28 protein-coding genes are annotated in these 26,406 nt (G+C 71.6%); 12 read left to right on the top strand and 16 right to left on the bottom strand.

The annotated features are described in order from the left end of the window. Positions 1-6: 6 nt before the first annotated feature. The 6 genes from ACFVZW_RS04565 to ACFVZW_RS04540 all read right to left on the bottom strand — a co-directional run bounded on the left by ACFVZW_RS04565 (position 7) and on the right by ACFVZW_RS04540 (position 5,325). Positions 7-543 carry a hypothetical protein gene (locus ACFVZW_RS04565; RefSeq protein ID WP_384516632.1) on the bottom strand — a complete coding sequence of 179 codons (537 nt, stop codon included), beginning with the start codon at positions 541-543 and terminating at the stop codon, positions 7-9. Continuing rightward, complete coding sequence (locus ACFVZW_RS04560; RefSeq protein ID WP_384516629.1) at positions 540-2,000, bottom strand: hypothetical protein; 1,461 nt, start codon at positions 1,998-2,000, stop codon at positions 540-542. Before ACFVZW_RS04560 ends, ACFVZW_RS04565 begins: the two co-directional genes overlap by 4 nt. Before the next feature lie 17 nt (positions 2,001-2,017). Then, a complete protein-coding gene (locus tag ACFVZW_RS04555; RefSeq protein WP_384516626.1) occupies positions 2,018-2,497 on the bottom strand; it encodes a hypothetical protein in 480 nt (159 codons plus the stop codon). A gap of 354 nt (positions 2,498-2,851) precedes the next feature. After that, positions 2,852-3,460: an isochorismatase family protein gene (locus ACFVZW_RS04550; protein WP_384516624.1), complete on the bottom strand. Its 609-nt coding sequence runs from the start codon at positions 3,458-3,460 to the stop codon at positions 2,852-2,854. Between the two features lie 308 nt (positions 3,461-3,768). Further along, the gene (locus tag ACFVZW_RS04545) at positions 3,769-4,752 is read right to left on the bottom strand and encodes a GlxA family transcriptional regulator (RefSeq protein ID WP_384516621.1); all 984 of its coding nucleotides are present in this window, start codon (positions 4,750-4,752) and stop codon (positions 3,769-3,771) included. A gap of 129 nt (positions 4,753-4,881) precedes the next feature. Next, a complete protein-coding gene (locus ACFVZW_RS04540; RefSeq protein WP_384516618.1) occupies positions 4,882-5,325 on the bottom strand; it encodes a hypothetical protein in 444 nt (147 codons plus the stop codon). A 205-nt stretch (positions 5,326-5,530) separates the two neighbouring features. On the opposite strand from ACFVZW_RS04540, the gene ACFVZW_RS04535 reads away from it, so the two are divergent. Further along, the gene (locus tag ACFVZW_RS04535; protein ID WP_384516615.1) at positions 5,531-6,325 is read left to right on the top strand and encodes an SDR family NAD(P)-dependent oxidoreductase; all 795 of its coding nucleotides are present in this window, start codon (positions 5,531-5,533) and stop codon (positions 6,323-6,325) included. A 355-nt stretch (positions 6,326-6,680) separates the two neighbouring features. Here ACFVZW_RS04535 and ACFVZW_RS04530 read toward each other — a convergent pair whose 3' ends face one another. The 3 genes from ACFVZW_RS04530 to ACFVZW_RS04520 all read right to left on the bottom strand — a co-directional run bounded on the left by ACFVZW_RS04530 (position 6,681) and on the right by ACFVZW_RS04520 (position 8,948). Continuing rightward, positions 6,681-7,685 carry an NADP-dependent oxidoreductase gene (locus tag ACFVZW_RS04530; RefSeq protein ID WP_384516792.1) on the bottom strand — a complete coding sequence of 335 codons (1,005 nt, stop codon included), beginning with the start codon at positions 7,683-7,685 and terminating at the stop codon, positions 6,681-6,683. A 171-nt stretch (positions 7,686-7,856) separates the two neighbouring features. Beyond that, complete coding sequence (locus ACFVZW_RS04525; RefSeq protein ID WP_384516613.1) at positions 7,857-8,195, bottom strand: hypothetical protein; 339 nt, start codon at positions 8,193-8,195, stop codon at positions 7,857-7,859. A gap of 60 nt (positions 8,196-8,255) precedes the next feature. Next, positions 8,256-8,948: an SDR family oxidoreductase gene (locus tag ACFVZW_RS04520; protein ID WP_384516611.1), complete on the bottom strand. Its 693-nt coding sequence runs from the start codon at positions 8,946-8,948 to the stop codon at positions 8,256-8,258. A gap of 125 nt (positions 8,949-9,073) precedes the next feature. Here ACFVZW_RS04520 and ACFVZW_RS04515 point away from each other — a divergent pair, with 125 nt between their 5' ends. The 4 genes from ACFVZW_RS04515 to ACFVZW_RS04500 all read left to right on the top strand — a co-directional run bounded on the left by ACFVZW_RS04515 (position 9,074) and on the right by ACFVZW_RS04500 (position 11,355). Next, on the top strand, positions 9,074-9,658 hold the full coding sequence (locus tag ACFVZW_RS04515; RefSeq protein WP_384516608.1) for a TetR/AcrR family transcriptional regulator: 585 nt from the start codon (positions 9,074-9,076) through the stop codon (positions 9,656-9,658). Between the two features lie 244 nt (positions 9,659-9,902). Next, entirely contained in the window at positions 9,903-10,325 is a 423-nt protein-coding gene (locus ACFVZW_RS04510; protein WP_383549763.1) for a helix-turn-helix domain-containing protein, read from the top strand. A gap of 28 nt (positions 10,326-10,353) precedes the next feature. Then, positions 10,354-10,917 carry a hypothetical protein gene (locus ACFVZW_RS04505; protein WP_384516606.1) on the top strand — a complete coding sequence of 188 codons (564 nt, stop codon included), beginning with the start codon at positions 10,354-10,356 and terminating at the stop codon, positions 10,915-10,917. 96 nt (positions 10,918-11,013) lie between these two features. Continuing rightward, positions 11,014-11,355 carry a DUF2516 family protein gene (locus tag ACFVZW_RS04500; protein WP_384516603.1) on the top strand — a complete coding sequence of 114 codons (342 nt, stop codon included), beginning with the start codon at positions 11,014-11,016 and terminating at the stop codon, positions 11,353-11,355. 37 nt (positions 11,356-11,392) lie between these two features. Here the strand turns inward: ACFVZW_RS04500 and ACFVZW_RS04495 are convergent, their stop codons facing one another. The 3 genes from ACFVZW_RS04495 to ACFVZW_RS04485 form a co-directional block, all read right to left on the bottom strand. Then, positions 11,393-12,664, bottom strand: a complete 1,272-nt coding sequence (locus ACFVZW_RS04495; RefSeq protein ID WP_384516600.1) for a PP2C family protein-serine/threonine phosphatase — start codon at positions 12,662-12,664, stop codon at positions 11,393-11,395. 396 nt (positions 12,665-13,060) lie between these two features. Beyond that, the gene (locus ACFVZW_RS04490) at positions 13,061-14,137 is read right to left on the bottom strand and encodes an NlpC/P60 family protein (protein WP_384516597.1); all 1,077 of its coding nucleotides are present in this window, start codon (positions 14,135-14,137) and stop codon (positions 13,061-13,063) included. A 259-nt stretch (positions 14,138-14,396) separates the two neighbouring features. Then, positions 14,397-15,203: a class I SAM-dependent methyltransferase gene (locus ACFVZW_RS04485; RefSeq protein WP_384516595.1), complete on the bottom strand. Its 807-nt coding sequence runs from the start codon at positions 15,201-15,203 to the stop codon at positions 14,397-14,399. A 199-nt stretch (positions 15,204-15,402) separates the two neighbouring features. Here ACFVZW_RS04485 and mshA point away from each other — a divergent pair, with 199 nt between their 5' ends. From mshA to ACFVZW_RS04470, 3 genes are all read left to right on the top strand, one after another. Beyond that, positions 15,403-16,746, top strand: coding sequence for a D-inositol-3-phosphate glycosyltransferase (mshA, locus tag ACFVZW_RS04480; RefSeq protein WP_384516592.1), 1,344 nt, complete (start codon positions 15,403-15,405; stop codon positions 16,744-16,746). Beyond that, positions 16,739-17,233, top strand: coding sequence for a YbjN domain-containing protein (locus ACFVZW_RS04475; RefSeq protein WP_384516589.1), 495 nt, complete (start codon positions 16,739-16,741; stop codon positions 17,231-17,233). The genes mshA and ACFVZW_RS04475 overlap by 8 nt, the downstream gene beginning before the upstream one ends. A 121-nt stretch (positions 17,234-17,354) precedes the next feature. Then, positions 17,355-18,992: a glycosyl hydrolase family 28-related protein gene (locus tag ACFVZW_RS04470; protein ID WP_384516586.1), complete on the top strand. Its 1,638-nt coding sequence runs from the start codon at positions 17,355-17,357 to the stop codon at positions 18,990-18,992. Here the strand turns inward: ACFVZW_RS04470 and ACFVZW_RS04465 are convergent. After that, entirely contained in the window at positions 18,982-20,472 is a 1,491-nt protein-coding gene (locus tag ACFVZW_RS04465; protein WP_384516583.1) for an MDR family MFS transporter, read from the bottom strand. The genes ACFVZW_RS04470 and ACFVZW_RS04465 overlap by 11 nt on opposite strands. Positions 20,473-20,596: 124 nt before the next feature. On the opposite strand from ACFVZW_RS04465, the gene ACFVZW_RS04460 reads away from it, so the two are divergent. Next, complete coding sequence (locus ACFVZW_RS04460; protein WP_376433186.1) at positions 20,597-21,358, top strand: phosphoglyceromutase; 762 nt, start codon at positions 20,597-20,599, stop codon at positions 21,356-21,358. A gap of 157 nt (positions 21,359-21,515) precedes the next feature. On the opposite strand, the gene ACFVZW_RS04455 is transcribed toward ACFVZW_RS04460, so the two are convergent. Next, the gene (locus ACFVZW_RS04455) at positions 21,516-22,007 is read right to left on the bottom strand and encodes an SRPBCC family protein (protein WP_384516580.1); all 492 of its coding nucleotides are present in this window, start codon (positions 22,005-22,007) and stop codon (positions 21,516-21,518) included. 277 nt (positions 22,008-22,284) lie between these two features. Here ACFVZW_RS04455 and ACFVZW_RS04450 point away from each other — a divergent pair, with 277 nt between their 5' ends. Next, the gene (locus ACFVZW_RS04450; protein WP_384516577.1) at positions 22,285-22,752 is read left to right on the top strand and encodes a GNAT family N-acetyltransferase; all 468 of its coding nucleotides are present in this window, start codon (positions 22,285-22,287) and stop codon (positions 22,750-22,752) included. 78 nt (positions 22,753-22,830) lie between these two features. Here ACFVZW_RS04450 and ACFVZW_RS04445 read toward each other — a convergent pair whose 3' ends face one another. Continuing rightward, positions 22,831-22,980 (bottom strand): hypothetical protein, encoded by a 150-nt coding sequence (locus ACFVZW_RS04445; RefSeq protein ID WP_384516574.1) that lies wholly within the window; start codon positions 22,978-22,980, stop codon positions 22,831-22,833. A gap of 451 nt (positions 22,981-23,431) precedes the next feature. Continuing rightward, a complete protein-coding gene (phoU, locus tag ACFVZW_RS04440; protein WP_383549807.1) occupies positions 23,432-24,112 on the bottom strand; it encodes a phosphate signaling complex protein PhoU in 681 nt (226 codons plus the stop codon). A 264-nt stretch (positions 24,113-24,376) separates the two neighbouring features. On the opposite strand from phoU, the gene ACFVZW_RS04435 reads away from it, so the two are divergent. Beyond that, entirely contained in the window at positions 24,377-25,606 is a 1,230-nt protein-coding gene (locus tag ACFVZW_RS04435; RefSeq protein WP_384516570.1) for a sensor histidine kinase, read from the top strand. Next, a complete protein-coding gene (locus ACFVZW_RS04430) occupies positions 25,603-26,283 on the top strand; it encodes a response regulator transcription factor (RefSeq protein WP_017242433.1) in 681 nt (226 codons plus the stop codon). Before ACFVZW_RS04435 ends, ACFVZW_RS04430 begins: the two co-directional genes overlap by 4 nt. Positions 26,284-26,406: the final 123 nt, after the last annotated feature.

The raw sequence follows: 26,406 nt of genomic DNA, 5'->3' as shown, positions 1-26,406 counted from the left end.
CCCCGGTCAGTCGACCGCGCGCAGGTACACCCGGCTGGAGTCGCCGCCGTCGAGCCGGTGCACGGCGACGGTCAGCGCGTTCAGTTCCCCGCCGCACGGCGCGCAGACCTGGCCCTCGCGGACGTCACCCAGGGTCTCCGGCTCCGGCAGCCCCAGACGGGAGAAGGGCGTCATGGGCGTGGCGACCTTCTTGCGCGGGGCGGCGCGGGTGAAGAGCTCCTCCTCGGGGCGCAGGGTCGCGACGAAGGCGTCCACGTCTGCCGTGGGCAGGGTGAAGGTCAGCAGCAGTCCGTCGTCCTGGAACCCGTGCCGGTACGCCGCGCGGGAGTCGGTGGCCCCGGCGGGGATCGCGACGCCCATCTGCTTGCTCACACTCGCGGGTGTCGCCTTCTCGTCCCAGGACGACTCCTGCCCGCGCCCGAGGTCCCGGCCGCCCCTCTCGCCGCCCGAGCCACCGTCGCTGCCTGAGGCGCACCCGGCCATCGCACCGCCGAGCAGAACGCACCCCAGCGCCGCCCCGACCGCCATCCGTTTCGCCCTCATCGCGCGTCTCCGTTCCGCCCCAGGTCGGCGCGGGTGCCGTCCCGCCCCGGCTCGACGGGGCCGGGCGGGGCACCGGCCGCGCCGAGATCGTGGCGCTGCACCGTACCGCTGCCTCTCATGTCGAACTCCTGGGCCAGTCCCGTGGTGTGGAGGCGGGCCATGTCCGCGTCGGTCACGGTGGTCGGTCCGATCGGGGTGTTCTTGCCGGGGTCCCAGTTGTACCGGTCCCAGACATTCACTTGGTACTCGAGGCTGACCTTGGGCTTTCCGTCCGGCCCGGGCTCGACGTTGACGACACCCGTCGTGTTGGTCATGCCGCTGCCGATCGCGAGGTACCAGTTCCGGTCGGAGTGCTCGTAGCTCCGAGGCGGTGTCTCGACAGGGATGCTGACCGGCTTTCCGCCCGACTTCTCGAACGCCTCCAGGGCGTCCCGGCGCCACTTCTCCTGCCGGTCCTCGATGGCGTAGTCCGCCGTGGTCCGCAGAACGTCGTCGTCCCTCAACATGCGGTCCACGTCCAGATCGATCGGGGTACCCAGACCTCGGAGGTAGTGGTCCATGTGGCGTGCGGCATCTGTGTGGCCGATGAAGTCACCTGTGTTGGATATGCCGTTCGCCTGGAGCTGGATCCAGAGATCGCGAGCGCCCGGGGACTCGACGTCGTAGCGGCCGGCGCCACGGTCTGCCGAGACCTGCTTCGACTGCGGACCGAAGAGCCCGGCGGCGAGGAGGTCGTCCCGCTGCTTCGCCCACATCTGTGCGCGGGCCTCGGGGCTGAGTGATGCCCACAGCCGTCGCAGCTCGTCCCGCTGCTTCTCGTTTGCGCCCTCTCCGAGGGCGGCGAGCTTCATGGCGCGGGGCACCTGGTCCTCGTCGAGCGAGGTGTACGTGGCGTGCCCGGCGTTGTGGGGGTCGCCCCCGTGACTCCGGCGCAGCGCCCGGGCGGTGGCGGCGTCGACCTCGGCGGCGTGCGAGACGAGTCCGGTGAGGGTATCGGCGTACCACTGCATCATGTCCTTGGTGCGCTGCGACGTGCCCTTCGCGTCGCATTGCAGCTCCATCACCTTGACGGTGCCGTTGCCGCCATCGAGGACCAGCAGGCCGGGATCGGGCTCGGGCGTATGCGCCGGGTTACCGAGGCGGGCGTCCTCGGCCAGCTTCTTCGCACGGCTCTGGATCTGCGTCAGCTCCTCGTACGCGTCGGCCAGGACGTTGTGGATGCTGAGAGCTTCCGTGTGCAGGTCGCCGAACTCTTTGGCAGTGCTGTTCACGAAGCCCTTGGTGACGCTGGCGTTCACCCCCTCCCAGCGCGCCTTGTCGGACTTGCGGACCAGGGTGTCGCCGACGTCCGCCCTGAGTCGTGCGAGGTGGCCGACCACGGACTTCCAGCTCGCGACCGCGCTGTTCAGCTTGGAGAGGTCGAGTTCGACGAGATCGGTGTAGGTGAAGGTCCCCACTGGTTGTCGACCTCCCGTCACTTCACGTACGACGAGATCTCGGACACCGAGACCGCCCTGCCGTCCCGGTGGCGCAGTCTGGCGGCGATGGCCGCGTCCTCCGCGGCATGGGACTTCTTCGAATAGTCCAGGTGGTTCGAGATGTGGGCACACATCTGGAGGACGGTGTCGACCTGGGAGCTCCACACCGAGAGCGTGGTGAACAGCTCCGCGCCGGTGGCCAGATTGCGGTCCGACAGCTCCTTCGCGGCTTGTGCCGTCGTGCCCGACCCCTGCTTGTCGCTGCCGGACCCGGCTATGTCGGCGCCCTTGCGGAGCTCGTCGTGGAGCCGGAACGCTTCGTGTCCGACCGCGCCGAGGTCGTCCTGGGTGACGACGAGATCGTGGTTCGATCCGCTGCCGGGCCCCGGCGCCACCTGATTGAGCCGCATCCCGACCGCCGCCTGGCGTCCTGCGGCCTCCGACGTGAGACGTGCCCACTCGTCGTTGAACGTCATCCTTGCCCCCGTGTGGATGATCCGACTTGTGCAGTCAAAAGATCACATTAGCAAAGCAGTTGACGCCTCATCGGCCGCGCGACCCGGGAACCCCCTGCCTCTCCGGCCGGCACCTTCGGTCGGGGACTCACGGGCGACCGTGGCGCTGACGCCGGGCTGAAGGCGTACTGGCAGGAACGCCGACGGCTCACCCCCAGCACGATCTGCGTGGCGTTCTCCTCGGCTCCGTGGCTCGGCGTTGGGTGCACACCTGTACGCCCGCGTCGCTGGTCACCGCGGAGGCCAGGCGCAGCGTGTGCAACCCGCCCTCCGCCGAGGTCATCGCTCTCGATGACCTCGGGGAGCGCCCCCGCGTCACACGGTGTGGGTGAGGTGCTCGACGGTCGGTGCCACGCGGCCGAAGAGGTCGCCGATGGTGGTCAGGCTGCCCGTCTGCAGCGTGGCTGCGGGCACCGTGCCGCCGTCGGGCGCGGGCAGCGAGCGGGTGGCGGTCGCCTCGGCGACGACGGTGGGTCGGTAGCCGAGGTTGAAGGCGCCCTGGGCGGTGAAGGTGACGCACATGTGGGTCATGAACCCGGCGAGGACCAGATCGGGTCCGGCGCCCAGGTCGCGCAGGGTCTTCTCCAGGTCGGTGGCGTGGAAGGCGTTGGGGACCTGCTTGACGACGACCGGCTCGCCCTCGACCGGGGCCACCTCGGGGCTGATGGCGCCGATCTCGGCGCGGATGTCGTACGGGGTGCCGTCGCCGCCGTCGTTGACGACATGGACCACGGGCGTGCCCGCCGCACGGGCGGCGGCGAGCAGCCGGGCCCCGGCGGCCAGGGCGGGCTCGGCGCCTTCGAGGGCCATGACGCCGGTGCGGTAGGTGTTCTGGAAGTCGATCATGATCAGGGTGGTGTCGGCGAGGCGGGGCAGCGTGTCGTCGAGGCCGATCACGCTGCGGAGGGTCGCGGAGGCGTTCATGGGCGAGAGGTTCCTTTCGGAGGGGAATCAGGCATGGAGGCATGGCGAGGCCGCGGTCGCGACGGCTCGCCGGGTCGGAAGAGGTACGGGAGGGAAGAGGTACGGGAGGGAAGAAGCGCGGGAGGGAAGAGGCGCGGGTCAGGACGTGGTGTGGGTCAGGACGTGGTGTGGATCAGGACGTGGTGCGTGTCAGGACGTGGTGTGGATCAGGACGTGGTGCGTGTCAGGACGTGGTGCGTGTCAGGACGTGGTGCGTGTCAGGACGTGGTGCGTGTCAGGACGTCGTGCGGGTCAGGACGTCGTGCTTGTCAGGACGTCGTGCGGAAGCGCCGGCGGTAGGAGGCCGGGGTCGTGCTGATCTGCTTGCGGAACGCTCGGTGGAGCGTCTCCACCGAGCCCATCCCGACCGCTGACGCGATCCGCTCCAGCGGCTGGTCGGTGGTCTCCAGCAGCCGCCGGGCCGCCTCGACCCGGGCCGCCTCCACGTAGCAGGCCGGGCTGGTGCCCGTCTCCTGGCGGAAGACCCGGGCGAAGTGACGCTCGCTCAGGCACATGCGCTCGGCCAGCACGGGCGCCGACAGATCGCCGTCGAGGTGCTCCGTGATGAACACGCGCAGCTCGTCGATGTCCCTGCGGGCCGCCACCGGCCGGCTCAGCGGCACGCTGAACTGGCTCTGGCCGCCCTGCCGTCTGAGGTACATCACCAGTTGTCGGGCCACGGCCAGCGCCAAGTCCTCGCCGTGGTCCTCGGCCACCAGGGCGAGCGCCAGGTCCATGCAGGTGCTGATGCCCGCCCCGGTCCACACCCGGCCGGAGCGGACGAAGATCGGGTCGGCGTCGACCCTCACCCGCGGGTGCTCGGCGGCGAGTTGGGCCGCGGTCGACCAGTGCGTGGTCGCCCGTCGTCCGTCGAGCAGTCCGGCGGCCGCGAGCAGATGCGCGCCCACGCATACCGAGGCGATGCGCCGTGCGTGCGGAGCGGTGGCCTTCACCCATTCCACGACCGTGTCGTCGACCCGGGCCACCGGACCCTCCGGACCCGGGTCCACCGCGCCGGGCACCAGCAGCGTGTCCACCGCGGCCCCCACCTCGGCGAAGGTCAGGTCCGGCACCAGGCGCACCCCGGCCGAGGTGACGACCGGTTCGGCGCCGGGACCCGCCAGCCGGACCGTGTAGCCCGCCCGGCCGCCGGTCTCCCGGTTGGCCAGGGCGAAGACCTCGGCCGGGCCGGTGACGTCGAGCAGGTCGACGTCCGGGAAGACCGCGATGACGACTCGGTGTGCGGGGGACATGCGTCCATCGTGGCGACGGCGCCGGATGACCGCAATGACGGCTCTCTGTCACATCCGGCCATCGGCTTCGCCGCGTGGGGCCGGAGTCCTGGGGCGGTGCATGATGCCGCGGCTCGTGGCCGAGGACCGTCAGTCGGCCGGGGGTACGGGTGGCGGGGGCGGCGGGAAGGGCGGTGGGGGTGGAATCCGCGGTCCGGGCGGAGCCGCGCGGGGCGGCGGCGGGGGCGGCGCCGACCAGGGGCGGCCGGGCTGCCGGGGCCGTGCCTGGGAGGGGGCCGGGGGAGGCGTGGCCGGCGGCGGGGGCGGAGGCGGCTCGACCGCCGGCAGCAGCGGACCGCCCGCGCGCAGCCGGGCGATGGTCAGCTCGGTACGGCGGCGTGCCCGCGGGTCCTCGTCGCGTTCGTAGTCCAGCCGGAAGCGGGCGTAGCCGAGGTTGTGGACGGCGAGCAGCCGGTAGCCGAGCGCGTGGGCGATCTCGTCGATCCGACTCCTTCCGGAGGCCGTGACATCGCCGAGGATCAGCTCGACGCGGGCACGACCGTCGAAACGCGCGCGTATCTCGTCGTCGTTCACCTGACCCCGCTCTCGGGAGGATCGGCAGCCACCCGGCTGGTCCGCGCCCCGATCGTCGCACGGCTTTCGGGAGCGTCCTCCGGGGCCGTCCGAATGCCGCGAGGGGGAACTGCCGTTGCGCCGGGCACGGACCGGGTAGGGGAACTGATCACGACTGACCGCGACTGATCCCACCCGCACGAGAGCTCGAAGGACAGGTCCGCTCATGCGCATCGATCTGACAGGACGTACCGCGCTGGTCACCGGCTCCACCCAGGGGATCGGCGCCGCCATCGCGACCGGCCTGGCCCGGGCCGGGGCCCGGGTCGGGGTCAACGGCCGGACGGAGGAGCGGGTGGAACAGGCCGTCGCCGACATCCGCCGCGACGCGCCCGGCGCGGAGCCCGTCGCGGTCGTCGCCGACGTCACCACCGAAGAGGGCGCGCGGCGCGCCGCCGACGTGCTGCCGCAGGTGGACATCCTGGTGAACAGCCTCGGCATCTTCGCCCCTGCCGACCCGCTGGAGATCAGCGACGACGAGTGGCGCCGCTACTTCGAGGTGAACGTGCTGGCCGCGGTGCGGCTGATCCGCCGGTACCTGCCCGGCATGAGCGAGCGCGGATGGGGCCGTATCCAGAACATCGCCAGCGACTCGGCGGTCGTCGTGCCGGCCGAGATGATCCACTACGGCATGTCCAAGACGGCGCTGCTGTCCGTCACGCGCGGCTTCGCCAAGCAGGCGGCCGGCACCGGGGTCACCGTCAACTCGGTGATCGCCGGGCCCACCCGCACCGGCGGCGTGGAGGAGTTCGTGTACGAGTTGGTCGACCGCGAGCTTCCGTGGGACGAGGCCCAGCGCGCCTTCATGCGTGAGTACCGCCCGCAGTCGCTGATCCAGCGCCTCATCGAACCCGAGGAGATCGCCAACATGGTGGTCTACCTCGCCTCCGACCAGGCTTCCGCCACCACCGGTGGTGCGCTGCGGGTGGACGGCGGGTACGTGGACTCGATCCTGCCGTAGGGCGGCTCCCCCGCTGAGACTGAGCACGATAGGTGTCGTCATCCTTCCGTCCCGACCTGCCCTTTCGTGAAGCTCTGAGCGCGACATCTGTCGCCGAATTCGCATCGTTCCTGACGTGATCCGCACTCTTCGCAGGCAAGTTGTCGTCCGGACCGTGCTGCCGGTAGGCGACGCCCACGCCGTGCACGGACACGGCGCGGGTCGGCGCGTTCTTGTACGACGACGGGGTGGGCGTGGGGGAGCTGGACGGTGCGTTCGTGATCGGGTCCTGGTGTGGGAGAAAGGAGCGTGGGGCGGGTTCTTCTCGTTGTGGCGGGCGGCGTTCTCGGCGTCCGGCAGGGCCGTTGCCCTGGGTTCACGTCATGGAGACGACGACCTTGCCGGCCTTCGCGCGGCCTTTCTCGACGTACTCCATGGCCTGAAGGGTCTCGTCGAAGGGGAAGACCTGGTCGACGACGGGGCGGATCTTCCCGGCGTCGATGAGGGGGGTGAGTTCGCGCAGCTGGTCGCCACTGGCCTTCATGAACAGGAAGGAGTACGTGACACCGAGACGCTTGGCCTGGCGCCGGATCTTGGCGCTGAGCGCGGCGATGCCCAGGCGGAGCACCAGGTTCGAGCCGAGTTCGCGGGCGGTGGCCGTGTCGGGCGGGCCCGCGACGGAGATGGCCAGGCCGCCGGGCTTGAGGATGCGCAGGGACTTGGCGAGGTTCTCGCCGCCGAGGGAGTCCAGGACGAGGTCGTAGCCGGTGAGGAGTTCGGAGAAGTCCTGGGTGCGGTAGTCGATGACCTCGTCCGCGCCGAGGTCCTTGACGAGGTCGATCTTGGCGGTGCTCGCGGTGGCGGCCACGTGCGCGCCCAGTGCCTTGGCCAGTTGGATGGTGATGGATCCCAGGCCGCCGGCGCCCGCGTGGATGAGGACCTTCTGGCCCGGCTGGACGTTCGCCCGCTCGACCAGGGCCTGCCAGGCGGTCAGCGCGACCAGGGGGAGGGAGGCGGCCTCGGTCATGGTGAGCGTGGCGGGCTTGGGCGCCAGGTCGTCCTGGTGGACGGCGAGGAGTTCGGCGAAGGTGCCGATGCGGTCCTTGTCGGGCCGCGCCCAGACCTCGTCGCCCACCGCGAAGCGGGTGACGGACGATCCGACGCGGACGACGGTCCCGGCGAGGTCGTTGCCCAGGACGAGCGGGAGACGGTAGGGCAGGATCTGCTTGAGGTCACCGTCGCGGATCTTCATGTCCAGCGGGTTGACACTCGCCGCGTCGATCCTGACCAGGACGTCGTCGGCGCCCACCTGGGGGTCGGGTATCTCGGCGGCACGCATGTTGGACGCGTCACCGTACTTCTCGACCATGAAGGCCTTCATCGTCATCTCCGTTCGTGTGGTCTCCCGTCCAAGCGGGAGGGGTGTTCTGTCCGTGAGGGGTTTGTCTCGTTACGAGACAGTTTGTGGTGTCTTCTGGTCCGCGCGCTCCGCGTCGGCACGGCAGTGGCCAGTGCCTGCGCGGAGAGCCCTGCGGCGGCCGTGTTTCCGGGCTCAGGCCACCGGCACGACCGGGGCGATGACGCTGCCCGCGTCGCCGCCCTGGAGGCGGCCCAGCGAGCCCGCGACGCCCTCGTGCGGTACGCCGAGCGGCATGGCGCTGACCTTGTCGAGGCGCGCGTACTGCTCGTCGGTGAGCTGGACGTCGAGGGCTGCGAGGTAGCTGTCGGCGCTGTCGAGGAAGGTGCCGCTGGCCTCGGCGAAGGGGTCGAAGATCCGGCGGGCCTCGTCGGGCTCGGCGCCGGCGCCCCAGCCGGTGCCGAAGTTCGCGGTGCCGAGCGCGTACTCGGAGACGCGTAGTCCGGTCTTGCGGCCGAAGGCCGTGTAACGCATGAGAAGTCCTTGCGTAAGGGGGCCTGGAAGGCCGTCGTGCCGTGGTGGAGGGGGTGAGCGTCAGCCCGCGTTCGGCTGGGGCGCCGCGGACAGGCTCTGCTTGACGTACCTGCTGGTCTCGTCGGCGAGGATCTCGGGCAGGCCGGTCTCGATGCCGTAAAGGGCCTGGGCCGCGACGTCGGCGGCGGCGACCTTCTGATCGGCGGGCACGCCGGCGGCCATGTCGGTGTCCATGTAGCCGACGTGCAGCGCCGAGACGGTGATCCCGCGGGGCGCCAGTTCCCCGCGGCTCGCGTCGCTCAGCGCCCAGGCGGCGGCCTTGGAAGCCGCGTAGGAGCCGAGGCCTGCCGGGTGGAACCAGGACAGGGCGGACAGGACGTTGAGTACGGCGCCGCCGCCGTTGCCCTCGATGACGGGAGCGAAGGCCCGTGTGGCGACGAGCGGGCCGAAGAAGTTGGTCTCCATCTCGCGACGTACCTCGTCCAGGTCGCCGCCGACCAGCGTCGCGCCGGTGGAGACGCCCGCGTTGTTGATCAGAAGCGTCGCGTCCGACGCGATGCGGGCGGCCTCCCGTATCGACTCCTGGTCCGTCACGTCGAGGCGCAGTGGGCGGGCGCCCGGCAGGTCGACCGTCTCGGGACGGCGGGCCGCCGCGTAGACCTTGGCGCCATGCTCCACGAGCTGGGCGGCCAGGTGCCGCCCGAGGCCCCGGTTGGCGCCGGTGACCACCGCGACCGCGTTCTTGAGTTCCATGCTCGCTCCTGTCCTTCGCAGGCGCCGTCGGAGCACCCGCGTCAATTAGATTGCAACCACAATCTAAACACGCGGCTAGGATAGATGCCAATCGACATCCAAACTGGTTCGTGCAGGAGGTGGCCATGGGCCGCGTATCGCAGGCGCAGGCGGAGGAGAATCGCAGGCGGGTGGTGGACACCGCGTCGCGGCTGTTCCGGGAGCAAGGCACCCACGTCAGCGTCGCCGATCTCATGAAGGCGGCCGGCCTCACCCACGGCGCCTTCTACAAGCAGTTCGCCTCCAAGGAAGCGCTCGTCGATGAGGTCACCGCCCACGTCTTCGATGAGATCGCACGGCGCAATGCGGCCGGGCTCGAGCGGCACGACGGGCAGCGGGGTGCCGCTCAGCGGGCCCTGATCGACGCCTACCTCTCCGTCGAACACCGTGACAACGCGGCGGACGGCTGCCCGGTCGCGGCTCTCGCCATCGATATCGCGCGCGGACCCGAAGGCCGCGAGGCGCGCCGTACCTACGCGGAGGGCGTGGCCGACTTCGCCGCGTTCCTCGCCCCCGCCGAGGCCGTCGCGGGCGTCGGGGGCGGCGGGGGCGGCCTCGCCCGGCTGTGCACCCTGGTCGGTGCTCTGGTCCTGTCCCGGGCCACGCAGGGCTCCCCGCTCTCCGAGGAGATCCTCGCCGCCGCGCACGCGGCCCTGACGGAAGCCGGCTGACCGGGGCCCGGCATCGGGCGCCGCGCGGCGTGTGCGCACCGGTCGCACCCGCGAGGTGACGCGGGGTCCGAGGCTTCCGTGATCGCGGCCTGATCGGTCTGGCGTAGTTCCGTGCTCCCTGCGGCAGTTGTCGTGCAAATGCGACACCTATCGTGCTCAGGCTCCCCCGCGGCCCGTCGGTGAGGCGCGACACTATTGCAAGCAGGTGCTTGCAATAGTTAGCAGGCGATGGCATCGTCGGGGCATGGCATCACTCAACGTCGGCAATCTTGGCGAGTACCTCCGCGAGCAGCGGCGCACCGCGCAGCTCTCCTTGCGGCAGCTCGCGGAGGCCGCCGGGGTGTCCAATCCGTATCTGAGTCAGATCGAGCGGGGGCTGCGCAAGCCCAGTGCCGAGGTGCTCCAGCAGGTCGCCAAGGCGCTGCGGATCTCCGCCGAGACTCTCTACGTGCGGGCCGGGATTCTCGACGAGAAGGAACGGGAGGAGCTGGAGACGCGCGCCGTCATCCTCGCCGATCCCTCGATCAACGAGCGGCAGAAGCAGGTACTGCTCCAGATCTACGACTCCTTCCGCAAGGAGAACGCCGCCGAGAACGCTGCTGAGCGCGCCGCCGAGACCGTCGACGGTGACGACGCCGCTCCCGATGCCGAACGAACCGTGAGCTAGTACGTACACATCCGGGAGGACCACACCCATGGCCATCATCGAAGAACTGCGTACCCCCCTCTACTTCGCCGCCGGCACCGCCGACCTCGCCGTCCAGCAGGCCAAGAAGGTCCCTGGGCTGATCGAGCAGATCGCCGCCGAGGCGCCCGCGCGGATCGACGCCGTGCGCAAGACCGACCCGAAGGCCGTGCAGGACAAGGTGGCCGACCGGGCCAAGGAGGCCCAGGCCACCGTGCAGTCGAAGCTCGCCGAGGTCGTCGGCAGCCTCGACACCGACCTGAAGAAGCTCGGCGAGACCGCCCAGGACCTGGCCCTCCGGGGCGTCGGCGTCGCCGCCGAGTACGCGGTCAAGGCGCGCGAGAAGTACGAGGAGGTCGCCGCGCACGGCGAGGAGGCCGTGAAGGCGTGGCGCGGTGAGATGGCCGAGGAGATCACCGAGATCGCCGTCGTCGTCGAGCCCGAGCCGGAGGCCAAGCCGGCGGCCAAGGCCGAGACCAAGGCGGAGGAGCCGGCGGCCGAGGCGCCCAAGTCCACCCGCAAGACCACCGCCCGCAAGCCGGTCGCCAAGAAGACCGTCGCCGCCGAGAAGTAAGGCGGGGCCGGCCGGGGCACCAATCAGGGTGCCCGGTGCGTTGTACCGGGTACCTTGGCCGCGAGGCGCTCACTTCACCGACTAGGCGGTTCAGACATGTTGCGCGACGGATTCGACCTCGGTCTCTCACTGGTGACCGACCTGGTCTTCCTCGGCTTCGCCCTCGTCTCGTTCGTCTTCGCCGCCATGGCACGCGAGGACGCGTATCGCGCGGCCGACAAGCAGACCAAGAAGTTCTGGCTGATCATCCTCAGCATCAACCTCGCCCTGAACCTGCTTCTGGGCATGCTCTTCCTGCAGATCGCCGGCCTCATCGCCGCCATCGTCTTCATGGTGGACGTCCGGCCCGCGATCAAGCAGATCTCCGGCGGCGGCGGTGGTCGTCGCGGCGGCTCCAGCAGCGACGGTCCGTACGGCCCCTACAACGGCGGCCGGTAGAGCCGGAGGACGCGCGAGTGGACCCAAGGGCCCGGGGCTATCCCCGGGCCCTTTCCAGTGCCAGGACCGCGACGTCGTCCGTCAGCTCCCCGCCGTTCAGCGAGCGCACCTCCGTCACCGCCGCCTCCAGGAGCTCCTCGCCCCGCAGGCCCTCCGCCAGCTGCCGGTTGATCATCTCGACCATCCCGTCCTGGCCGAGCCGCGGCGAACCCGGGCCCGCCGAGCGGCCCTCGATCAGGCCGTCCGTGTACATCAGCAGGCTCCACGCCCCGCCCAGCTCCACCTGGCGCCGCGGCCAGCGGGCGCGCGGCAGCAGGCCGAGGGCCGGGCCGCCGTCCTCGTACGGCAGCAGCCGTGCCGCCTTGCCCTGCCGGGCGATCAGCGGGGAGGGGTGGCCGGCCAGGCACAGGCCCGCCCGGCGCCCGTCCGGGGCGATGTCGACCGTGCAGAGCGTCGCGAAGATCTCCTCGCTCTCCCGTTCGTGCTCCAGGACCTGCTGCATCGTCGAGAGCAGCTCGTCCCCGCACAGACCGGCGAAGGTCAGCGCCCGCCACGCGATGCGCAGCTCCACGCCGAGGGCCGCCTCGTCGGGGCCGTGCCCGCAGACGTCGCCGATCATCGCGTGGACCGTGCCGTCGGGGGTGCGGACGGTGTCGTAGAAGTCCCCGCCGAGCAGGGCGCGCGAGCGGCCCGGTCGGTAGCGGGCCGCGAAGCGCAGCTCGGAGCCCTCCAGGAGGGGGGTGGGGAGCAGCCCGCGCTCCAGACGCGCGTTCTCCTGGGCCCGCAGCCGCGACTCGGTCAGCTTCACCTGCACGGCGTCGGCCCGCTTGCGCTCCACCGCGTAGCGGATCGCCCGGCTCAGCAGCCGGCCGTCGAGCTCCTCGCGGAAGAGGTGGTCCTGGGCCCCGACCCGTACGGCCTCCGCCGCCAGCTCCGCGTCGGCCGAGGCCGCGAGCGCCAGGACGGCGTGGCGCGGCGCGAGCCGCAGGACGTGTCGCAGCGGCGCCAGGGGGTCGTCACCGGCCGCGCGGGGGCCGGGCAGGGCCAGGTCGACCAGGACGCAGTGCACGTCGTCGGTGAGCAGCCGCTCGGCCTCGGTGAGGTTGCGGGCGGTGCGGATACGGACGCGGGTCCCGTCGGCGTCGAGCAATTCGGGTACGGCAAGGGCACCCGCCGGGTCGTCCTCGACGACCAGGAGGGTGAGATCGGTGCCGGTCGCGGCCGTGGCGACCGGGGCGGCCGCGGCAGCGGTGACAGCGCCTGTGGCCGCAGCAGAGTCGTTTCTCTGTCGCGGTACGGGTACGGGCATCGGTCTTTGAATCCTTCCCTCCCCCCGAGGGCGGCAGGACGACGAACGACGTCCCGCCTGTCCGGGACCATAGCGGTACCCCGGCGGGCAACGGAATGGCGATCACGCCACGAGGACCGACAAGCTCTTGGCATATGCCGCGCATGGGGAGGTTGTTGCCTTCGAGGCCATGATGAACATCACGCCTGATGGGGGCGGGGCCGTGGCCGCCGAGGGTGCGGAACCTCTCACTCCGGGCGGTCTTGTGTCGGAACGGACCATTCCGGTCGGCCTCCCGCCCAACGCCTCACTCCGGGCGGACGAGTCCGCGCGGCGGCCTCCTTCCGGATGCCTCCCTCGGCGTGGCAGTCAGCCGCCCGAAGACTCGCTCCGGGCCGCAGCCTCCCGCCCAACGCCTCACTCCGGGCGGACGACTCCCAGGATCTCCATCGAGCCCGCGCCCGCGAGCGTCACGTTCCGCCCCGGCCTCGGGGCGTGGACGATCGCGCCGTTGCCGACGTACATCCCGATGTGGCTCGCGTCCTTGTAGTAGACGATCAGGTCGCCGGGCCGCATGTCCTTGATGTCCACGCGCGGCAGCAGCCGCCACTGCTCCTGCGAGGTGCGCGGGATGGAGCGGCCGGCCACGCCCCAGGCCCGCTGGGTCAGCCCCGAGCAGTCGAAGGAGCCCGGGCCCTCCGCACCCCAGACGTACGGCTTGCCGATCTGCGCCGTGGCGTACTCCACCGCCTGCTTGCCCTGGGGGGTCGCCTTGCCGCTCAGGCCCTTGAGGACGCCCGTGCCCAGCCAGGCGGTCTGCGCCTTGTACTGCTCCTGCTCCTCCAGCCGCAGCAGCCGCGCCCGCTCCTCGGCCGCGAGCTCGGACTCCAGCTTCTTGGCCGCGGTGATCTTGTCGTCGATGTCCTTCTTCGCCCCGGCCTGCTTGACGCGGTTGGCCTCGAGCTTGGTCCAGTTGATGCCCGCCTCCTTGGCGTAGACGTCCAACTGGGCCTGTGTCTTGGCCATTTCGCCGAGCAGGTCCTTGGTGGCCTTCTGTCCCTGCTGGAGCCGGCCGGCGTTGTCGAGGAAGAGCTGCGGATCGTCGGTGAGGACGAACTGGGCGCCCTCCGGCAGCCCGCCGTTGCGGTACTGGGCGCGGGCCGCCGCGCCCGCCTGCGCCTTGAGCGCGTCGATCTTCTCGCGGCCGGCCACGATCATCCTGGCCAGTTCCACGATCTCGGCGGACTGCTCCTTGGCCTTCTCCTCGGCGAGGTTGTACGCGTCGGTGGCGGCGGCGGCCTGCCGGTACAGGCCGTCGATCTCCTTGCGTACCTCTTCGAGGGTCTTCTTCGGCGGGGCGGGCGGCAGCGGGGCCGAGGGCGCGGCGGGCGGCCGCGGGGCGGCGGAGGCCTGGAGGGTCAACGCGGGTGAGGCCAGCACCGTCAGGGCGCAGACCACGGTGATCGCGGCGGTGGCGCAGCGGCGTCGGTTCACAAGCTCCCCCTCGGACGGCCCGGACAAGTCCCGTATCTGATTTACCGTCAGTAACTTCGCGGTGACCTTGGCGATGGTGCCATGCGAAACGTGAAAGCAACAGGGGATACCGGTCCCTGTCGGGTCACTGTCCCCCACGGGGGACGAGGGATGTGGGAGTTGCGTTCCCGACGTACCGTGAATTCACCGGCAGTTGGCATGCCGATGACCCCTGGTACGGCCCGCCGACGGTCCGCGGGCGCGGCGGGCGGCCGGTGCCTCAGCGGGGCGCCAGGGCCTCCCAGCGCACCGTCACCTCGCCCTGCCGCCACCGCCGATGTCCGCCCGTCAGCGGCCAGTCCGCCGCCAGATCGTGTACGGCCCGGATCCAGCGCTGCCGCGCGCCGAGCGAGGCGTACGGAGCGGCCGCCGCCCACGCCCGGTCGAAGTCCCGCAGGAACGCGTGGACCGGCTCGCCCGGCACGTTGCGGTGGATCAGCGCCTTCGGCAGCCGCTCCGCGAGGTCGGAGGGCCGGTCCAACGAGCCGAGCCGGGTCGCGAAGGTCACCGTCCTGGGCCCGCTCCGGTCGAGCGCCACCCACACATGACGCCGCCCGATCTCGTCGCAGGTCCCCTCCACCAGCAGCCCCCCGGGAGCCAGCCGGGCGCACAGCCGCGCCCACACCGCGGCGACCTCGCCCTCGTCGTACTGCCGCAGCACGTTCGCGGCCCGGATCAGCGCGACCTCTCCCGGCACCGGGACCTCGAAGCCGCCGTGCACGAAGGTGAGGCCCGCGCGTTCGTAGGGCTCGGCGGCGGCGACCCGGGCAGGCTCGATCTCGATGCCGACGACCTCGGTGCGCGGGTCGGCGGTGCGCAGCCGGGTGAGCAGCTCGACGGCGGTCCAGGGAGCGGCCCCGTAGCCCAGGTCGACCGCGACGGGCGGCTCGGCGGACCGGCGCAGGGCGGGCCCGTGGACGGCGGCGATCCAGCGGTCCATGCGGCGCAGCCGGTTGGGGTTGGTGGTCCCACGGGTCGCCGTGCCGACGGGGCGGGATGCGGCGGGGAGGGGCGTGCGCGGGGCCATGGAACGAGCGTAAGCGGTGCGCCACGCCGCACCGGCACGGCAATGAATTGGCAAAACGGAAATGGATGGCGTCATTCCGGTGTTGTCCGGCTTGGAGGGCGCTGTGCGCCGTCCGTTTCGCCGTGCCCGCAGTGCCCCGAAGTCCCGCAGTGCCCCCGCAAGGCCCGCTACGCCCCCACTCAGCGGAAGGACCGTCGACGTGAGCCAGTACGTGTCCCGGCTCGCCGGCTCCCTGGCGACGCCGCCCCGGCTCCGGCTCCCCGGACGCCACCGGACCCCGCGCCGGGTGGCCATGCTCAGCGTCCACACCTCGCCCCTCCACCAGCCGGGCACCGGCGACGCCGGCGGCATGAACGTCTACATCGTGGAGCTGGCCAAGCGACTGGCCGCGATCAACATCGAGGTCGAGATCTTCACCCGGGCCACCACCGGCGGTCTCGCCCCGGTCGTCGAGCTCGCGCCGGGCGTCCTGGTCCGGCACGTCGACGCCGGGCCGTACGAGGGGCTGGCCAAGGAGGAGCTGCCGGCCCAGCTCTGCGCCTTCACACACGGCGTGATGCAGGCGTGGGCGGGCCACCGCCCCGGCCACTACGACCTGGTCCACTCCCACTACTGGCTCTCCGGCCATGTCGGCTGGCTCGCCGCCGAGCGGTGGGGCGTCCCGCTCGTGCACGCCATGCACACCATGGCCAAGGTCAAGAACGCGGCGCTCGCCGAGGGCGACACCCCCGAGCCCGCGGCCCGGGTGATCGGCGAGACCCAGATCGTCCGCGCCGCCGACCGGCTGATCGCCAACACCGCCGAGGAGGCCGACGAGCTCGTCCGCTTCTACGAGGCTGAGCCCGGCAAGGTCGCGGTCGTCCATCCGGGGGTCAACCTCGACCACTTCCGCCCGGCCGACGGCCGGGCGGCCGCGCGGGCCCGCCTCGGGCTGCCCGCCGACGCGTTCATCCCCGTCTTCGCGGGCCGCATCCAGCCGCTGAAGGCCCCCGACATCCTGCTGCGGGCCGCGGCCCGGCTCCTGGACGAGGACCCGTCGCTGCGTTCGCGGATGCTCGTGCCGGTCGTCGGCGGGCCGAGCGGCAGCGGTCTCGCCAAGCCGGAGGGGCTGCAGAAGCTCGCCGCACGCCTGGGCATCGCGGACATCGTCCGCTTCCACCCGCCGGTCGGCCAGGACCGCCTCGCGGACTGGTTCCGGGCGGCGTCGGTGCTGGTCATGCCCTCGTACAGCGAGTCCTTCGGGCTCGTCGCCATCGAGGCGCAGGCGGCCGGCACCCCGGTCGTCGCGGCCGCGGTGGGCGGGCTTCCGGTCGCGGTACGGGACGGCGTCACCGGATTCCTCGTCCAGGGGCACGACCCGGCCGACTACGCCAGGGCGCTCGGGCGGTTCGTGGCCGACCCGGCGCTGTCCGCCCGGATGGGCGCGGCGGCGGCCCGGCACGCCGAGTCCTTCGGCTGGGACACGGCCGCCTCCGGCACGGCGGACGTGTACACGGCGGCGATGCACGATCATCGGCGTCGCGTACGCTCGCACCATGGCTGAGGACGTGCGGCGGGTCATCGAGGACACCTTCAAGGACGCCGAACTGGAGTGGGAGTCACCCGAGCCGGGCTCGTACGTGGTGAAGCTCCCCGGCACGCGCAAGCTGTTCACGACGCTCTCGCTGCGCGTCGGCCGCCACTCCCTCTCGCTCAACGCCTTCGTCATCCGCCACCCCGACGAGAACGAGGCGGGCGTCCACCGCTGGCTCCTCGAGCGCAATCTCAAGCTGTACGGCGTGAGTTACGCGATCGACGGCCTCGGCGACATCTACCTGGCCGGCAAGCTGCCGCTCGCCGCCGTCACCCCCGAGGAGCTGGACCGGCTGCTCGGCTCCGTCCTCGAAGCGGCGGACGGGTCCTTCAACACCCTTCTGGAACTGGGCTTCGCGAGCGCGATCCGGCGCGAGTACGAGTGGCGGGTCTCGCGGGGCGAGTCGACCCGGAACCTCGACGCGTTCACGCATCTGACCCAGAAGCCCGCGAACTGACGGCCGCCCTTCAGGCTCTCGCCGGGTAACTGCACGACCCCTTCCGTACCCCGCCCTGGCCGTGCCATGCTCGCCGCCGTCGCACATCTGAATGGTGTTCACATCCATGAAAGGCGGGCTCATGGGAATCAGCAGAAGGCAGTTCGTGGGCGGTGCGGTGGCGGTAGGGGTGGCCGGCACGACCGGCTTCCGGCCGGCGGGCTCCTCCTCGCTCTGGAAGGAGTACGCGGACTCCCCGTACACCCACCCCCAGATCCCCTACGTCGGCCGCGCCGGCGCATGCGGCGGCGCCACCAGGCGGCCCCGCCCGCCGGTCGTCGCCAACGTCCTCTCCTACGGCGCCATCCCCGACGGCTCCGCCGACTCCGCGGCGGCCATCAACCGGGCGCTCGCCGAGGCGGGGGAGCGCGGCGGCGGCACCGTGCTCGTCCCGCCCGGCACGTACCGCATCGACGACTTCATCCGCATGGCCCACAGCGGTGTGGTGCTGCGCGGCGCCGGATCCGCCCGTACGAAACTGCTCGCGACGAAGCACCTCACCGAACTCATCGGCCCGTACGGCTCGCGCTACGGCGGCGACAAGTCCTCCTGGTCCTGGGCCGGCGGCCTCATCTGGCTCGCCCCGCATGCCCGGCATGCCTCCCTCGTCGCGGCGATCCGCGCCCGGGCCTGGCCCTTCGAGGGCTGGACCGGCAACAAGCGTGACGAATGGCGGACCCTGACCACCGTCCGCCCCGCCCGGCGCGGCGACTGGTCCGTGACCGTCGACGACCCGTCAACCCTGCGCCGGGGACAGCTGGTTCTGCTCCGCCTGGCCGATGACGCGGATCACACCCTCCTGGAGCACATGGCGGGCGGGGGCCCGGGCCCCGAGGCGTACTCCTGGGACGACAAGACCAAGCTGACCTCGTACGTGCCCTACGAGTGGCCGGTGCGGGTGATGTCCGTAAAGGGCCGGAAGGTGACCCTCGAACGCCCCCTCCCGCTGGACGTCCGCCCGGAGTGGGACCCGCGGCTGACGACCCTCGCCGAGCCGCTCACCGGCGCGGGCGTCGAGGGGCTGACCCTCGAAGCGGTCGAGACCCCGCAGTCCCCGCACCTCCTCGACAAGGGCTACAACGGCGTCACCTTCCAGTGCGCGTACGACTGCTGGGCCGAGGACGTCGTCGTACGCCATGTCGACAACGGCTTCGGGCTCGTCGCCGCCTCCGCCTGCACGCTGCGGCGCACCCGGGTCGAGGGGAGGGGCTCCCACCACCCGTACTTCTGCCGCGAGGGCGCGCACGACAACCTCGTCGAGGACTTCCGCATCGCGGCCCGCACGGTCCCCGCCCCGGCGGGCACCCAGCTCCACGGCATCAACGTGGAGGGTCTGTCCAGCTACAACGTCTGGTCGCGCGGGGTGATGGAGATGGGCACCTTCGACACCCACCGGGGGATGCCGTTCGCCAACGTACGGACGGAGATCACGGTCGAGAACAACGGCCGGCACGGCGGGGACGCCTCGGCCGGACCGCTGTACGGCGCCCGCTTCACCCACTGGAACGTGACGGTGACGAACGGCCGGGCGGGCCTCGTCAAGATCGACACGATCGCCCCGTACAGCGCGACGGCCGGCATCAGCGAGGTGCGCGAGTTCGACCAGATCGACGTACCGGACTTCGCGGGCGAGCTCCACGCGCGCGTGGAGGCGTACGGGACTCCGGGCGCGGTCCGCCCCCGGAACCTGTACGAGGCGCAGCGGCTGCTCAGGCGCTGAGGGCGCCGCTGTCGCTCTTCTCCGCGAGCGCGACGGGCGTGACGGGCCCGTCGGTCTTGGTGAGTGCGTCGGGCCCGTCGGTCTTCGGGGTCGTCTCGGCCTTCACCGGGGCGGGTGCGGGCCCGTCGTCCAGGGCCTTGCGGAGCCGCGTGGCGTAGCCGACGGCGGCGATGCAGCCGATGACCCCGCAGGCCACCCAGAGGGTGTCGGTGCCCGGGCCGTCCACGACCCAGCCCGCGAGGATCGGGGCGAGGAAGCCGGACAGGGCCCAGGACATGCCCATGACGCCCTGGTAGCGGCCGCGCGCATGCTCGGGGGCGAGCTTGGCGGTGGCGGCGGCGTTGGTGGGGACGTGGGGGGGGGGGCGGGGGGGGCGCGCCCCCACCCGCGGGGGGGGCGCGGCCCGGCGGGGCGCCCGCCGCGGGGCGCCCCCGCGCGCGCGGCCGCGCGCCGGGGCGGCCGGCGCCGGGGGGCGGCGGGGGGGTAGGGGGCCCCCCGCCCCCCTCGCCCCGCTCCCCCCCACGACCACGGTGGCGGCGAAGAGCAGCGGCGTGCCGGCCAGCGCGGTGGCGCCCGTGCCGACGGCGAAGAGCAGCGAGGAGACGGTGAGCAGCATCGCCGGCGAGCGCTTGTCGGTGACCTTGTTGACCAGCAGCTGGAAGGCGACGATCACGACACCGTTGGTGGCGATGACCAGGCCGTACGCGCTGGGCTTCAGGCCGGCTTCGGCCACCGTGAGGGGGAGGCCGACCCAGGGAGCGGTGAAGACGAGGCAGACGAGCAGGTTGAGGAGGACGAGGGTGCGGAAGGGTGCGTCGCGCAGGACGTCGAGGACGCTGACGCGGTCCTTCTCCACGACCTCGCCGGCGGGGTCGCGGCGGGCTTCGGGGCGGGTCTCGGGCAGCCGCAGGAAGACGATCAGGGCGCACAGGATGGTGGCCACGGCCTCGACGAGGAAGAGGGTGCGGTAGCCGAGGAAGATCGCGGCGCCACCCCCGAAGGCGGCGACGGCGAAGCCGAGGTTGAGGGCCCAGTAGTTGAGGGCGAAGGCCCGGCGGCGATCGTGCTCGGGGACCATGTCGGCGATCGTGGCCTGGATGGAGGGACGCACCGCCTGCATCGAGACGCCCATCAGCAGCACGACGGCGGCAACACCCCAGGCGGTGGTGACCAGAGCGAGGGCGGCGGCGCAGGAGGCCGTCACCAGGTGCATGGTGACCATGGTGGGGCGGCGGCCCCACTTGTCGGCGAGCGTCCCGCCGAGCGGGGAACCGGCGACGCCGCCGAGGCCGTGGAGGGCGAGGACGAGTCCGGCGAACCAGGCCGAGTGCCCGAGCTCCTGGGTCAGGTACAGGGAGAGGAAGGTGAGGACGAAGGCGCCGGTGCGGTTGACCAGGGTGGAGAGCCAGAGCCACCAGAAGCCGCCGGGGAGACCGGAGACGGTCGCGCGAGCTGATCGTCTGAGCGAGTCGATGGACATGTGCGGCCGGCCCCCGTGTGTGTAAGTCCCTCTAGCGGCACCCGTAACTTACGCATCTCATACGTCGGACGCCAGCGAATTGACGGTGCGCGTCAATCGTCAGGCGTCGATTAGGCTCGGGCGCATGGCCGACGCACCGTACAAGCTGATCCTCCTCCGCCATGGCGAGAGCGAGTGGAACGCGAAGAACCTGTTCACCGGCTGGGTGGACGTCAACCTCACCGAGAAGGGCGAGAAGGAGGCGGTCCGCGGCGGTGAGCTGCTGAAGGACGCCGGCCTGCTGCCCGACGTACTGCACACCTCCCTCCAGAAGCGCGCCATCCGCACGGCGCAGCTGGCGCTGGAGTCCGCCGACCGCCACTGGATCCCGGTCCACCGCTCCTGGCGTCTGAACGAGCGCCACTACGGTGCGCTCCAGGGCAAGGACAAGGCGCAGACGCTCGCGGAGTTCGGCGAGGAGCAGTTCATGCTCTGGCGCCGCTCGTACGACACCCCGCCGCCGCCGCTCGAGGACGGCACGGAGTTCTCGCAGTCCGACGACCCGCGCTACGCGACGATCCCGCCGGAGCTGCGCCCGCAGACGGAGTGCCTGAAGGACGTCGTCGACCGGATGCTGCCGTACTGGTACGACGGCATCGTCCCGGACCTCCTGGACGGCAAGACGGTCCTGATCGCGGCCCACGGCAACAGCCTGCGCGCCCTGGTCAAGCACCTGGACGGCATCTCGGACGAGGCCATCGCGGGCCTGAACATCCCGACGGGCATCCCGCTGGCGTACGAGCTCGACGAGAACTTCAAGCCCCTGAAGCCGGGCGGCACGTACCTGGACCCGGACGCGGCGGCGGCGGCGATCGAGGCCGTGAAGAACCAGGGCAAGAAGAAGTAGGTAGCGATCATGCCCCTGACCTGCGCTCATGGCGCAGATCAGGGGCATTTTCCCGCTCTGGGCCCACGGTGGGCCCTCAGCGCGGGGAGTCGTCGGGCCTCAGGCGGTGCGGATGTCCTCGGTCGCGACGTTGTCGACGCCGCTGTCCACACGCAGATCAGCCCTTCGCTTCGCGGACGTCCTTTCCCTGCTCGGCGAACGCCTTGAAGTCCTGCATGTGCTGTAGCGACTGCTTGCGGAAACTGCCGGGCATCAGGAGCCCTACCAGCCGCATCAGCAAGCCGCTGAATCGGTACTCGTTCTCGCTCACCCAGAGCGTCGTCTCCGGACCGGCCTCGGTCAGCCGGTCGCGCACGGCGCTCCACATGCCCTCGCCGACGATCTCGCGGTCGAAGTGAACGACGCTCCCTTTCGGGATCCCGTGCAGGTCTGCCGGTTCGCGGCGCGTGATCGTCTCGGTGCCCTCGAACTTCTGCTGCCCCATCTGCAGCACGACCCGCGACTTGGTACCGACCTGCCCGTGCTCCCCGCTCAGCGGCTCGTGCAGCACCAGGCCCCGCAGCCACTTCGGCAGGTGTGCCGGGTCGGCGAGCAGCTGGACCACCCTCTCCCGCGGCAGGGCGATCTCGATCGAGACGGTGTACTTCATGGCGGAGCCCTCCAGGTCCCTGAGCGAACGGGCAACTCCACCAGAGTGTCGGTGATCTCCCCCTCCCGCTCGTGCAGGAGCGCGGCCGGCCTCAGGAGCGTGGGGAGAGAGGGCGCGTGCCGCTAGGGGGCTTCTTCATGCCGCGTGGCTCCTCGACGCGGACGTGCCGGGCCGGCTCCGGTCCTGGGCGGGTCAGCCCTGGTCGCAGCCCGTCCCGTGACCAGGGTTGGAACAAATGCGCGGGCGGGATTCACGGACGGTCGGTAGCCTCCGGGCCATGCCTTCATCGCTCCGCCTCGAGAAGATCACCCCCGACAACGTCGACGCCGCCCTCGCGCTGCGCGTCCACCCGCACCAGGAGAAGAACGTCGCGTCGGTCGCGACCTCGCTCGCGGAGGCGTACGCGTTCGGGGACACCGCCTGGCCCCGGCTGATCTTCGACGGGGACGAGCTCGTCGGCTTCCTCATGGCCTTCATCGACATCCGCTGGGCCAAGGAAGACGACCCCGATGCCCGCCGCAGCGGCCTGTGGCGGCTGAACATCGCGGCCGAGCGGCAGGGCAAGGGATACGGACGGTTCGCCGTCGACGCCGTCCGCGACGAGATCCGGCAGCGCGGTGCGCGTCAGTTCCACGTCACCTGGGAGCCGGGCGAGCACGGGCCCGAGGAGTTCTACCTGAAGCTGGGCTTCCGCAGGACGGGTGAGATGAGTGGGGGGCAGATCGTCGGCGTTCTCGAGGTCTGAGACCCGGGCACATACGAAGCCATCGCCTACGACGAAGCCCCGCCCGGATCTCCGGACGGGGCCCCTCGTCGTACGCGCCTAGCCGGAGCAGCCCCCGCACTGGCACGGCCCGCCGGACTGGCAGCCGCAGCCGCAGCCCGAGCCGCACCCGCAGGCGCCGAGGACGGGCAGGAAGACCGTGTCGCGCGGCGGCTCCTGCTGGGGGTCGGTGGTGGCGGATTCAGGCATGGCGTCCCTCCTCGAAGGCGTACGTCGCCTCCCCTTCATTCCATGCCCACGTCACCGGGCGCATCAACGGCGCACAGGAGTGCGAGCGCCGCCCCGGCGCAGCCCACGCCCCGACGCGGCCCACTCCGCCCAGCGCCCACGCCCGTGCTTGGCCCCGGCGGGCTGCCGTCGAGCAGCGCGAGTCGTCAGGCAGTACCCGCCGTCGGGCACCGCCCGTCCTGGGTGGGCTGCCGCCGGGGCAGGACTTCTCCGCCCCCCGGGCAGCCCCGCGCGCCGGGGCAGGACTTCGCCGCCCCCCCCGGGCAGCCCCGCCCGCCGAGTGCAGGACTTCGCCACCCCCCCCGGCAGCCCCCGCCCGCCGAGCAGCGAGCGGCGGCCATGGCCAAGCACCCGCCCCCGGCCCGACGCCTGGCGCCGGGCACCCGGCCCCGATCCGCCGCCCGCCCGAGGGCTACGCGCCCTCGACCGGGGCGTCCGCCTGCTGCAGCTCGTCCGCGTGCTCGCCCGTCACCAGGTACACGACGCGCTTCGCCACCGACACCGCGTGGTCCGCGAACCGCTCGTAGTACCGGCCCAGCAGCGTCACGTCCACGGCCGTCTCGATGCCGTGCTTCCAGCGGTCGTCCATCAGGTGCTGGAACAGCGTCCGGTGCAGCAGGTCCATCTCGTCGTCGTCCTGCTCCAGCTGGAGCGCCAGGTCGACGTCCTTCGTGATGATGACCTCCGCCGCCTTCGCCATCAGGCGCTGCGCCAGCTGGCCCATCTCCAGGATCGTCGCATGCAGGTCACGCGGCACGGCCGTGGCGGGGAAGCGCAGCCGCGCCAGCTTCGCCACGTGCTGCGCCAGGTCGCCCGACCGCTCCAGGTCCGCGCTCATCCGCAGCGAGGTCACCACGATCCGCAGGTCCGTCGCCACCGGCTGCTGCCGCGCGAGCAGCGCTATCGCCCGGGCCTCCAGGTCGTGCTGAAGGTCGTCGACCTTCTGGTCCGCCGCGATCACGCTCTCCGCGAGCTTCAGATCCGCGTCGAGCATCGCCGTCGTGGCGCGCCCGATCGCCGACCCGACAAGGCGGGCCATCTCGACCAGGCCCTCGCCGATCGAGTCAAGTTCCTCGTGGTACGCGTCCCGCATCGATGTCCCTCTCTCACAAGCGTCCGGGGTCCGGGTGGGGCTTCGGACCCCCACGCTCCCACGTTCGGCCCCCGACAAGTCAGGAGCGTCCACCCCAAGTGAATGACCCCTTTCCCCTCGGTGAACTCTGGGCGACGCAGGCCATCGTCCTCAACGGTTCAAATGAACCGGCACCGTCCCCACGGTGAACTCTGGGCGACGACTGTTCGAGCAGCCACTCGGACGGCTGGGAGAGTGTCCTCGACCCCGCATAACCTGGATGGCATGGACGTGAACGCGGCGGTCGCCGCATTGGCAGCGATCGCCGGGGTGTGCACCGGCGTGATCGCCATGCTGGCGTTCCGCTGGAGCGAGCGCGACCAGGCGCGACCCACCCGGACCTCCCTGCACACGGACGCCGTGCTCCCGCCCGGCGTCGACACCGTGCTGTCGGTGCTGCGCTCCTCCGCGGTCGTTCTCGACGAGAGCGACTCCGTGGTGAAGGCCAGCTCGGCGGCGTACGCCCTCGGCCTGGTCCGCGGCGGGAAGCTGGCCGTCGAGCCCATGCTCAACATGGCCCGCGACACCCGCCGTGACGGAGAGATACGGCAGGTCGAGCTCGACCTGCCCCGGCGCGGCACCGGACGCGGCGAGGCCCTCGCCGTCTCCGCCCGCGTGGCACCGCTCGGCTCCCGCCTGGTGCTGCTCCTGGTCGAGGACCTGACGGAGGCCCGCCGTATCGAAGCGGTACGGCGCGACTTCGTCGCCAATGTGAGTCATGAGCTCAAGACTCCGACAGGCGCGCTCTCCCTGCTCTCCGAGGCCGTCATGGACGCCTCGGACGACCCCGAGGCGGTCACCCGCTTCGCCGGCCGTATGCAGATAGAGGCGACCCGGCTCACCAATCTCGTACAGGAACTCATCGACCTCTCGCGGGTGCAGAACGACGACCCGCTGGAGGACTCCGAGCCCGTACGGGTGGACGAACTGGTCGCCGAGGCCATCGACCGCTCCCGGCACACCGCCTCCACCAAGCAGATCACCATGGTCTCCGGAGGAACGGCCGACCTGTACGTCTGGGGCAGCCGCGGCCAGCTCGCCGCGGCGCTCGGCAACCTCGTCGAGAACGCCGTCAACTACTCACCGGCCCGTACGCGCGTGGGCATCGCCGCCCGCCGCGTGGCCGCCCCCGGCGGCGACCTGATCGAGATAGCGGTGACCGACCAGGGCATCGGCATCTCCGAGAAGGACCGCGAGCGGGTCTTCGAACGCTTCTACCGCGTCGACCCGGCCCGCTCCCGAGCCACCGGAGGCACGGGGCTCGGCCTGGCCATCGTCAAGCACGTGGCCGCCTCGCACGGCGGGGAGGTCACGGTCTGGAGCACCGAAGGCCAGGGCTCCACCTTCACCCTGCGGCTGCCCGAGGCGGGCGCCGTACGGGACCGCCGCCGGTCCGCCTCCCCCACCCCCGATCTCATGACCGAACCGCTCCCTGCCCCGGAGGTCCTTCCGTGACCCGAGTGCTCGTCGTCGAGGATGAGGAATCCTTCAGCGACGCCCTGTCGTACATGCTCCGCAAGGAAGGCTTCGAGGTCGCGGTCGCCGCGACCGGGCCCGACGGTCTCGACGAGTTCGAGCGCAACGGAGCGGATCTCGTCCTCCTCGACCTGATGCTGCCGGGGCTGCCCGGCACCGAGGTGTGCCGCCAGCTGCGCGGCCGCTCGAACGTCCCGGTCATCATGGTGACCGCCAAGGACAGCGAGATCGACAAGGTCGTCGGCCTGGAAATAGGAGCCGACGACTACGTGACGAAGCCCTTCTCCTCGCGGGAGCTGGTCGCCCGCATCCGCGCGGTCCTGCGCCGCCGCGGTGAGCCGGAGGAGGTCACCCCCGCGGCCCTGGAGGCCGGTCCGGTCCGCATGGACGTGGACCGCCACGTCGTCACGGTCTCGGGCGGCAAGGTCGACCTCCCGCTGAAGGAGTTCGACCTCCTGGAGATGCTGCTGCGGAACGCGGGCCGCGTCCTGACGCGTATGCAGCTGATCGACCGGGTCTGGGGCGCGGACTACGTCGGCGACACCAAGACCCTGGACGTCCACGTCAAGCGTCTGCGGGCGAAGATCGAACCCGACCCGGGCGCCCCGCGCTACCTGGTGACGGTCCGTGGCCTGGGCTACAAGTTCGAGCCGTAAACGGTAGGCCGTGGACGGTGAGCCGCAAGCGGTTGGCCGTACGCAGACGAGAGGGGGGGCCCCCCCCCCGAGAGAGGCGCGGCGCCCCCCCACGACGCGGCGGTGGGGTGTGGAGCGGGCGTG

Origin of the sequence: Streptomyces sp. NPDC059567 (assembly GCF_042735655.1) — a bacterium.
Taxonomy (GTDB): domain Bacteria; phylum Actinomycetota; class Actinomycetes; order Streptomycetales; family Streptomycetaceae; genus Streptomyces.
Note: the sequence above shows the minus strand (reverse complement) of the source record. Positions and strands in the feature narration are given on the sequence as shown.